The following is a 10,109-nucleotide window of genomic DNA, read 5'->3' as shown; positions in this document are numbered from 1 at the left end:
AAAGTTCGGAAGAATGAAATGAAACTTCGGAAGAATGAAATGAAAGTTCGGAAGAGTTTTCCGTTTCCTCGCTAGATAATCCCGAATATCTACTGATGCATTTCCCGATTTCCTCCACCTTCAGATTTCTCTCATAGAGACGTAGATGCCCTCGTCCGCTATAATGCGTCAGCCTTGAGCCTATGCCCCCAATTCCCGACAAAGACCTATCTTTGTGTACCTTCGCAGTAAAGACGACCACAAGTCGTGTACCCCAGCAGGAGCAAAACTAACAGATGTACACTCACAGGACTAACAAAAATAACCCGTGTACCATCTCAGTAACACCTCCCCAACTGTGTACTATTTTAAGAAAGGACAGCTTTGCGGAGCCTTCCTCTAGAGGCACAAATGAAAGGCGCCACCCCTGAGCGAACTCAAGAGTGGCGCATGTGGATGAGACTGTGTCAGTCTCTGGGGATTTGTGCGGATGCTTTCTTGCCGTAACGAGCGCGTAGCACCTGGATCATGTCCTGACTCATGGTGTCAAGGTCGTAGTGTGGCTGCCAGTCCCACTCACGACGAGCACAGCTGTCGTCGAGCGAGTTAGGCCACGACTCAGCGATAGCTTGGCGCAGCGGATCGACATTGTAGCTCATCTCGAAGTCGGGGATGATACGCTTGACAGCGGCTGCGATCTGGCCTGGCTCGAAGCTCATCGAGGCAATGTTGAAGGAGTTGCGATGTACCAGTCTCGTAGGATCAGCCTCCATGAGCTGGACCATAGCGTGCAGAGCGTCTGGCATATACATCATATCCATGTAGGTACCCTCCTTGATGGGGCAGACGAACTTACCCTCCTTGACGGCTGCATAGTAGATCTCTACGGCATAGTCCGTAGTACCACCGCCAGGTAGCGTCACATTGGAGATAAGCCCTGGGAAGCGTACCGAGCGGGTATCTACGCCAAAGCGCTTGTGGTAGTAGTCGCTGAGAAGCTCACCAGCGACCTTGGTCACACCGTACATAGTCTTGGGGCGCTGGATCGTGTCCTGAGGAGTTTTATCCTTGGGGGTCTCATTACCAAAGGCTCCGATAGAACTGGGGGTGAAGACGGCACAACCCTTCTCACGAGCTATCTCTAGGACGTTAAAGAGTCCACCCAGTCCGATGTGCCATGCCAGCTGAGGCTTAGCCTCTGCTGTAGCGCTCAGGAGAGCTGCTAGGTTATAGATGGTATCGATCTTGTACTTGTCGACGATGGCTGCTAGCTGAGCTGAGTCGGTGATGTCGGCAAGCTCTGCGGGACCACTCTCGAGGAGCTCGCCCTTAGGAGGCATTGCAGCGATGTAACCGGCTACGACTGAACCATTCTGGTACTCACGACGTAGTTTCATTGTCAGCTCGGAGCCTATCTGACCGGTCGAGCCAATGATCAATATATTCTTCATGTCTTTATATAGTTGAGCTTGTTTTGCTATGCAAAGGTACCTAAAATGAGATGATTAAGAGCTTTTAGTCTATGATCAGATTGCGGCGTCGCTTGCGTTTGACCTGCCGGACGATGTAGATCGCCAGCAGGAGTAGCACGATCGCCAATATGGAGTAACCGATGATGTGGCTGTACTCGCTCGCCTTAGCGACCACCTGCTCCTTCGTCTCGATGCCTGGGACATGCGAGAGGAGGACACCAATGAGCGCGAGGACCGCATTCCACACGCCAGCGCCTAGAGCCGTATAGCCCACAAAAGCGCCTAGCGGCATGCGGGATAAACCTGCGGGTATGGAGATGAGCTGACGAATGGCTGGCACCAGACGGCCTATAAAAGTGGAGACAGCTCCCTTGCGAACGAAGTATTCGTTGGCACGGTCGAGCTTCTCGGGACTCAGCAGGAGCATACGCCCTACTCTACTGCCAGCAAAGCGGTAGACGATAGGACGCCCGAGCCACATAGCTAAGTAATAGTTGATCAGAGCCCCCACGATGGCTCCACAAGTGGCAAAGAAGAGCACACCGACGACGCTCATCTGTCCGCCCGTGGCTGCTAGAAAGGCTGCGGGCGGTACGACCACCTCACTGGGGAAGGGAATAAACGAACTCTCGATGGTCATCAAGAGGAAGACTGTCCAGTAGTTCAGGTGGTCAAAGAACCAAAGCGTCAGTTGTTCCAGCATACTTTTCTAAGGGGAGAGGAGTCTCTCTAGCGACGATCTTTGAGCGATACGGTGCGATTGAAGACCAGTGCGCCTGGCTGGCTGTCGGGATCGACCGTAAAGTAGCCGACTCGCTGGAACTGCAAGTGATCCCCCACCTGAGCGTCTTGCAGACACTCCTCAACATAAGCGTGCTGCACGATGAGCGAGTCGGGGTTGAGGTGGTCCTTGAGTTCCTCAGCAGGGATGCCTGAGGGGTCTTCCTCTAGGAAGAGGCGGTCGTAGAGACGTACCTCAGCATCTAGCGCATAGGCTGTAGAGACCCAGTGTATCGTAGCCTTGACTTTTCGATTGCTACCCTCCATGCCTGTTTTGCTGTCTAGGTAAACTTCGGCAAGGACGGCCGTCACATTGCCCTCAGCATCCTTTTCGCAGCCAGTACACTTGATGATGTAGCCACCACGTAGGCGTACGTCCAAGCCTCCAGGCGTAAGACGGTAATACTTCTTCGGAGCCTCCTCCATAAAGTCGCTTCGATCGATCCAGAGCTCACGCGTAAGGTGCTGAATATGCGTACCCTCCGATAGGTCCTCAGGGTTATTGACCATCTCTAGCGCTTCGTCGTGACCCTCTGGGAGATTGGTCAAGATGAGCTTGACAGGGTCTAGGACAGCCGAGACACGTGCTGCATGCTTGTTAAGGTCGTTGCGCACGGCATGCTCTAGGAGCGAGAGATCAATGGTGCCCTCATAGCGGGTGTAGCCGATCATGCTGACGAAGTCACGGATGGACTGTGGCGTGTAGCCCCTACGACGCAGACCACAGAGGGTCGGCATGCGTGGGTCGTCCCAGCCAGTGACGAGGCCCTGCTGCACGAGGCTGAGAAGCTTGCGCTTGCTCATCATCGTGTAGGTGAGGTTGAGCCGGTTGAACTCAAACTGATACGGTCTGTAAGTGGTTCCCTCAGGCATCAGGAGCTCCACAAGATAGTTGTACAGCGGACGATGCGGTACGAACTCCAAGGTACAGATCGAGTGGGTCACCCCCTCGAAGTAGTCGCTCTGTCCATGTGCGAAGTCGTACATAGGATAGACCTGCCACTCTGTACCAGTGCGGTGATGCGGGCGCTTGATGATACGGTAGATGATCGGGTCGCGGAAGTGCATATCGTCCGAAGCCATATCGATCTTAGCACGGAGCGTCATAGCGCCCTCGGGAAATTCGCCCGCATTCATACGGTGAAAGAGATCCAAGCTCTCCTCAGCGGGACGATCACGGTAAGGGCTATTGATGCCAGGGGTCGTAGGCGTACCCTTCTGCTGGGCAATCTCCTCGGCGCTCTGCTCATCGACGTAAGCATGGCCCGTCATGATGAGCCGCTCGGCAAAGGCGTAGAGCTGTGGGAAGTAGTCCGAAGCGTAGCACTCCTTACCCCACTCGAAGCCGAGCCAGTGGATGTCCTCACGGATAGCGTCCACGTACTCCACATCCTCTTTGATCGGGTTGGTATCGTCAAAGCGTAGATTGCACACGCCTCCATACTTCTGCGCGATGCCGAAGTCGATGCAGATAGCCTTAGCGTGACCTATGTGTAGGTAGCCATTAGGCTCTGGTGGAAAGCGTGTCTGCACACGTCCATCATACTTACCGCTCTGGATGTCCGCTACGACAACCTGCTCTATAAAGTTTAGTCCCGTGCTCTCTGCGCCATTGCTTGCAGCATCCTCTAGTGGAGTCTTGTTCATTGCATCTATATCTTATCGGAGACCCTTGCGCCATGAGGCAGCCTCCCTCGGTTATCTATTTGGATACAAAGGTAGATAAAAAAAGCACGCTACTCGACGTTGCTGGGCATTTCTACTCTACAGGAGCGAGATGAGGCAACTAAGGTTTTCGATGAGCTATCGTTCTATACTTCTGCGTAGGGTCATTCTTTTCAGTCGAAGACATGGACAGAGCACTCCCCAGTAGCGGATCTATATAGACTCTCTTCATGCGATATCGATCTCTGAAGCCAAGCATTGTAGATATTTCTATGAGCGTCCTAGGCGTTTCGCAAAACTCTAGTATCTGCAGAGCAATCTTCTTCGTGCGCCCACTCCATGCTGGCATCTTTATCTCAGAGCCGTCCGCTCCATACCATGCGGCATCAAGGTAGTCCTTGTCTTCTACTCCTTGACTTTTACTCCTTGATTTTGTAGTTACTCCTTGACTTTTACTCCTAGACTCTGTCTCCTCTACGTAGCTAGTGTTGACAGCGTAAGTCGTCCACCTAGCCTTGCCCGATGAGATGAGCAAGTGCTTATTCACCATCGCATAGAGTAGTTTGCCAGCATCCAGAGGATTCATATCCAATTGTAGCTGGACAACATAGTTCGTCACACTACCCTCAGACAGCGCAGAGGCGAGTATAAACTGTTCTTTCTTAGGAAGCGTGTTATACAACTCTCCATATATGCTGACCAACTTCTTCTTTATCTCTGGAGATATGAGAGAAACCACCGAAACTGTCAAGTCAACCGACCTCATGTCTGAGTGCTCTATGAGAATGGGCTTATACCAATTCTCTTTTTTGCATGCTTCTATCATTGTCGGAAATCCTGATCCTATGTTCTCTCCCATACCTATCATGCGTAGCATCGTTTGAATCTTAGGATTACGTGCTCGCGAATTGCCCCCTCTATAAATCTCTTCTATCGGTATCTTGAGCGAGCCTGGATTAGAGAAGACTAGACAATCATTGTTTTTCTCGACTTTCAGCACTCCAACATCCATATAGTCTGCATGGATTATCATATTGGTTAGAGCCTCTCGAATGAGCTTATGGACGGGAGAATCATCTACTCTTACTACACCAGACAACTTAAATGGACGCTTGATACCATCAAACAGCTTAGACATCACTAGCATGAAGAAGTTATATAGGTTGTTCTCCCAGCGCCCGTCATACGTAAGTCGATCACTCCAGCGACTACCTTGCTCCAAGCCTGTTCGATCAATATAATCCATACGAATATTATCAAGTCGATCCCGAATAGAGAGCCCTGTGCCAAACATAAGGAGACCCGCCAGAGTCAGCCCCTCTTGAGATGTAGATCTATCTATCGTATATCCACCTATGTTGAGCAAGAAGGTCCTATCGTCATAACCATTCCACACATGGTCGGGGTTTTGGAGAGCAAATCTATTTCTATAAGACGCTAGAGTGGGAGCATCTATATCGTCCATCCCGTAGTTTTTGATTAAAAGGCCGTCGTTACCCTGCTCATTTGAGTCTCGTATCATCGCTCTGATTTCGTCCTCTGCGCAGTGATAGTCTCCCTCGTAGTTCCTTTTAAAGGCACCTTTTAATGGGTTCCCGTTTATATAAATAGGGCGTTGCCTATAGTCAGCCTGAGGGATCGTGATACATAATACGACTTTGTCATCAAACGGGACTTCCACGACATCCTCGTCTGTGAGTATGTTTCGACTCACCTTATCACTGTTCAGCGTATCAAAGAGTTCTTTCTTAATCTTTGAGATGTCTTGAACTCCTACGACTTCAAACCTATCTCTTCTATCTGACACCGTTACGTCCTCCTTAACCCCTAAAAGCACAATGCCCCCAATAGTATTTGCAAACGAAGAATATGTCTCCCAAAAAAGACTTCGGAAGGCCTTTCTCAGATTTCTTACACTCAAGAGAGATGCGCTCTCCGACTCCCAGCAAAGACTCAATGTCAGACTTATTCATAACAGACTCTTAGACGCTACTAATAATGTGTGACCATCTCAGGGGTAGGATGACCAGCAAAGCACGCTACTCGACGTTGCTGGAGGTGCGACCCTCTAAGGTGAGGCTGAAGCCGTAGCGATAGCGGTGAGCGCCGTCGCTCTTGCGGATCATCTCTTGCGTCTGCTCCCACTGCTTGACCCAGAGAGGACGCACCTCTTCGCTATTCTCCTCGGCACCCTCGTGAGGCATCTCCACTAGGGCGACCTCCACCTGCTCCTCAGGAGCTATCTCCGTCTGTAGGATGTACTGTATCAAGCTCATGGCGAGCATATCAAGCCACAGCTCTCTGGGCACTTCCACTGGCAAGCCCTCGAGTCTTTGCGCCAAGTTGGGGTCTGTTATGATGAGTGTCAGGTAACCCTCCCGCACCTCTGCTACAGGTATCCCCATAGGGTACTGCAGGGACACCTCCATATGAAAGTCTTCGTCTGCCACCAGCTCGGCAAGGCGTAGCGAAAGGGCGTCAAAGAGAGCGTCCGCACGACTGTCCGTGTAGAGAAGCTGCGGGTAAGCCCCCTCGAAAGGTAGCTGCTCGTAGAGCGTGCGCCACGGGTAATAAGGGAGAAAGTGACCCACAGGAGCAGTGGGCATATAGATATTGTGTGAACCAAAGTGATGTGGCTCAGCTAGCTCTTCGGCTACCTTCGTCTGATCTGTCATAGTTCTGTCTGTCTTTCAGTCATTAGTAGGTTGTGCGGGCTCGCCCTCTTGTGGCTTGAGCCCACGCTCGGCAGCTTCCTTGAGGAGCAGCTCACGAGCGGGTTCATATTCGTTGGGTATCTCACCGTCTAGGATCGCATTCTTGATCCGCTCCTTGAGCGTTCCCACGATCTGCGAGGGCGGAATACCAAAAATACGCATGATCTCGGCACCATCAATCGGCGGAGCAAAGTTGCGAATGCGATCCTTCTCCTCCACCTCTTGGAGCTTGCGTCGTATCACCTGATAGTTGTCCAGGACCTGCTGCACACGCTTCGGGTTCTTGCTCGTCACGTCGCTCTCCACCAGCGTCATCAAGTCCTCTATATCATCGCCCGCGTCAAAGAGCAGACGACGTATCGCCGAGTCGGTCACCCCCTCATCAACAAGCGAAGAGGGACGCATGTGTAGGTCCACCAACTTAGCGACATACTGCATGTGGCTGTCCAGCGGGAGCTTAAGCCGGCGAAACATACGCGGCACCATCTTAGCTCCTATATAGTTATGGTTGTGAAAGGTCCACCCCTGCTGTGCATCCCAGCGCTTCGTCTTAGGCTTCGCAATATCGTGTAGCAGAGCCGCCCAGCGAAGGTAGAGGTTGTCACTCTTTGCGGCCAATTGGTCGACCACCTGATAGGTATGCGCCAGATTGTCTTTGTGCCCCACGCCGACAACCGTCTCGGTGCCACGCAGTAGCTGCACCTCAGGGAGGATCAGCTCCAGTAGCCCCGTCTGCTCCATCAGGGAGAGCCCCACACTGGGACGAGGCGAGAGCATGATCTTATTAAGCTCCACGATGATACGCTCCGCTGAAACTATCTTAATGCGCTCTCGGAGCTTCACAATAGCGTCAAAGACGGCATCATCGATGAAGAAGCCCAGCTGCGAAGCAAAGCGCACCGCACGCATCATACGAAGCGGATCATCATCGAAGGTAACCTGCGGATCGACCGGCGTGCGGATCATATAGTCCTGCAGATCCTCCAGACCGTAGAAGGGGTCTACCAGCTCGCCATAAGTACGTTCGTTGAGCGAGATAGCCATCGCATTGATCGTGAAGTCGCGCCGCTCCTGATCATCTTCAAGCGTGCCATCCTCGACGATCGGCTTGCGACTATCTCGCTGGTAGCTCTCACGACGCGCTCCGACGAACTCCACCTCCACGCCCTTGTAGCGCAGTTGCGCCGTACCAAAGTTCGCAAAGACATGCACCTGACACTTCGGACCTATCTCCCGAGCCACCGCTTTAGCCAAGGCAATGCCACTGCCCACGCAGACGATGTCTATATCACTGCTCGGGCGCTGTAGGAAAAGGTCTCGCACCCATCCACCGACCACATAGGTCTCCAGATCAAGCGCATCAGCCACACGCCCCACCAGCGCAAAGACTGGATGGCGCAGGTATGAGCTGTAGTCAGCATAAGGGTCAAAAGGTATCGGCATATCTATCTCCTCTATATGGTAAACGAAGGCTGTAGCACAAGCACTGCAGCCTCTAGTGAAGCGTTACAAAGGTAATACAAATTGGAGAGTGTTGCGTTAGGATGCTATCAAATAGATTGTCAGGTCAATAATTATACTTACATTTGCACTCAGCAAACGGAGAAAAGCATCGACGGCTATGGCACACATTAAGAATTTAGATAGTCGCCCTCTCTCGCCCGCTATACTAATGACGACAAATATCGCCGTGACAATAGATGGCAGTACGGTAGCAATTCATACAGTTTGAGATCTGTATCACATTCGTGAGGTGTCTCTCTCCCCCATTGCTTCACTAATTATTTTCCCTTTTTCCCTTTTCCCTTTTATGACCCTATATTTAGGCAACTTGAGCTACCGAGTTCGTGAGAACGACTTGGAGCAACTACTCAGCGAGTTCGGAGAGGTCTCCAACGCTCGTGTCGTCATGGATCGCGCCACTGGGCGTTCACGCGGGTTCGGCTTTGCCGACATGGCAGACGAGGATGCTCGTCGTGCTATCGAGGCGCTTAGCGAGCAGGAGTTTGAGGGGCGTCGTCTCCTCATTCGTGAGGCTGAGGATCGTCCTCGCCGTGAGAGACGCTTCTAAAGAGCCTCTGAGCAAAGCTGAGCCGTAGTGAAGCGAGACTAAACATCTCCACCTCACGATACAGTACCGAGCGCATTGCAACAAGTAATAGTATCGGTACGGTCTAAACCCAATCCCATTAAAGAGGAGCTACCACCCATACGGGCGATAGCTCCTCTTTTTCTGTATCTATAGTAGGTTTACTTAATCGAAGCCTGATAGACGTCATCGACCGACTTAGCGATCGTAGCGTTGAACTCCTCATCGCTCTGCTGTGCCGTCAGGCCCTCAGCCAGTGCACGAGAGAAGGAAGCGATCACGCCCTTGTTACGAGCAAGTAGCTCATTAGCGTGCTCACGGCTATAACCACCCGACAGAGCTACTACACGAAGCATATTAGGATGCTCGATGACCTCCTTGTAGAGATTGTCCTCCGTGGGGAGCGTGATCTTGAGCATGACAGGACGATCCAGCTTGTCTAGGTGTGCGAGTAGCTCACGCTTGAGGATCTCCTCAGCCTTAGCCTTATCTGGGCAGTGGATGTCCACCTCAGGCTCTAGGATAGGCACGAGGTCATGAGCTAGGATCTGCTTACCCCACTCAAATTGCTGATCTACGATAGCCTTGATACCCTTCTCATTAGCCTCCTTGATGACACTACGCATCTTCGTGCCGAAGATATGATACTTGGTAGCATCCTTGAGCAGATCATCGAGTCCTGGGAATGGCTTCATCAGCTGTACACCATCCTGTAGCTCCTGCAGTCCCTTATCCACCTTGAGGAAGGGGACGATGCTCAGCTTCTCCCAGAGATAGTCAGCCGTGTTCATGCCATCGATCTGACCACGCATCGTGCGCTCGAAGAGGATCACACCCACGAGCTTGCCCGTAGCAAAGGCAGGGCTCTTGATCATACGAGTACGCATCTGGTGGATCAGGTCAAACATCTCATCCTCATTCTTCCAGGCATCCTCAGTGATACCATAAGCCTTCAAAGCCTTAGGCGTAGAGCCACCACTCTGGTCGAGAGCTCCGATGAAGCCACGACCGCTTTTCATCTGTTCTAATTGCTTCTGATTCATATTGTGTAAAAAGTAAGTTAGACGCTTATCAATCGCTTAGCGCTCCTCCTGGGAGAAGTCCGAGACGCGACCCATCCGCCACCGTCTCTGCCGTAAGCTCCTCAAAGGTAGTAAAAATAAGTCACATAGCCCCACTCACGCTTCTCTATGAAGTTACGTTTTTCAGATGGTCCCGATTGCTCTCATAGCTCCGATGCCTCTAGCTAATCGCCAGCCAGCCACTGACAGCCGATCACAGCCACTCAATCCACACCTCTGAGGAAATTGAAAATCTCTTCGGAGGAAATTCGGAATATCCAGCGAGGAAACGAAAAATTCTTCGGAACTTCAAAATCTTTCTTCCGAAGTTTCATTTCATTCTTCCGAA

The 10,109-nt window shown here is 51.7% G+C and carries 8 protein-coding genes; 1 reads left to right on the top strand and 7 read right to left on the bottom strand.

Annotated features, from left to right (window positions below; all coding sequences use genetic code 11):
• Positions 1–446 precede the first annotated feature (446 nt).
• The 6 genes from Q0X57_RS05935 to Q0X57_RS05910 all read right to left on the bottom strand — a co-directional run bounded on the left by Q0X57_RS05935 (position 447) and on the right by Q0X57_RS05910 (position 8,053).
• Positions 447–1,430 carry an NAD-dependent epimerase/dehydratase family protein gene (locus tag Q0X57_RS05935; protein ID WP_297728959.1) on the bottom strand — a complete coding sequence of 328 codons (984 nt, stop codon included), beginning with the start codon at positions 1,428–1,430 and terminating at the stop codon, positions 447–449.
• A 64-nt stretch (positions 1,431–1,494) separates the two neighbouring features.
• A complete protein-coding gene (locus tag Q0X57_RS05930; RefSeq protein ID WP_297728956.1) occupies positions 1,495–2,154 on the bottom strand; it encodes a DedA family protein in 660 nt (219 codons plus the stop codon).
• Positions 2,155–2,180: 26 nt separating this feature from the next.
• Entirely contained in the window at positions 2,181–3,878 is a 1,698-nt protein-coding gene (locus Q0X57_RS05925; RefSeq protein WP_297728953.1) for a glutamine--tRNA ligase/YqeY domain fusion protein, read from the bottom strand.
• A gap of 139 nt (positions 3,879–4,017) precedes the next feature.
• Entirely contained in the window at positions 4,018–5,817 is a 1,800-nt protein-coding gene (locus Q0X57_RS05920; protein WP_297728950.1) for an ATP-binding protein, read from the bottom strand.
• A gap of 118 nt (positions 5,818–5,935) precedes the next feature.
• A complete protein-coding gene (locus Q0X57_RS05915) occupies positions 5,936–6,571 on the bottom strand; it encodes a hypothetical protein (protein ID WP_297728947.1) in 636 nt (211 codons plus the stop codon).
• Positions 6,572–6,586: 15 nt separating this feature from the next.
• A complete protein-coding gene (locus Q0X57_RS05910; protein WP_297728945.1) occupies positions 6,587–8,053 on the bottom strand; it encodes an HD domain-containing protein in 1,467 nt (488 codons plus the stop codon).
• Between the two features lie 367 nt (positions 8,054–8,420).
• Here Q0X57_RS05910 and Q0X57_RS05905 point away from each other — a divergent pair, with 367 nt between their 5' ends.
• On the top strand, positions 8,421–8,681 hold the full coding sequence (locus tag Q0X57_RS05905) for an RNA-binding protein (protein WP_007366244.1): 261 nt from the start codon (positions 8,421–8,423) through the stop codon (positions 8,679–8,681).
• Between the two features lie 179 nt (positions 8,682–8,860).
• Here Q0X57_RS05905 and Q0X57_RS05900 read toward each other — a convergent pair whose 3' ends face one another.
• Complete coding sequence (locus Q0X57_RS05900; RefSeq protein WP_007366252.1) at positions 8,861–9,742, bottom strand: fructose bisphosphate aldolase; 882 nt, start codon at positions 9,740–9,742, stop codon at positions 8,861–8,863.
• Positions 9,743–10,109 lie beyond the last annotated feature (367 nt).

Source organism: uncultured Porphyromonas sp. (assembly GCF_947254915.1).
Lineage (GTDB): Bacteria > Bacteroidota > Bacteroidia > Bacteroidales > Porphyromonadaceae > Porphyromonas.
The sequence above is the reverse complement of the archived record's forward strand: the minus strand, read 5'-3'. Positions and strand labels throughout refer to the sequence as shown.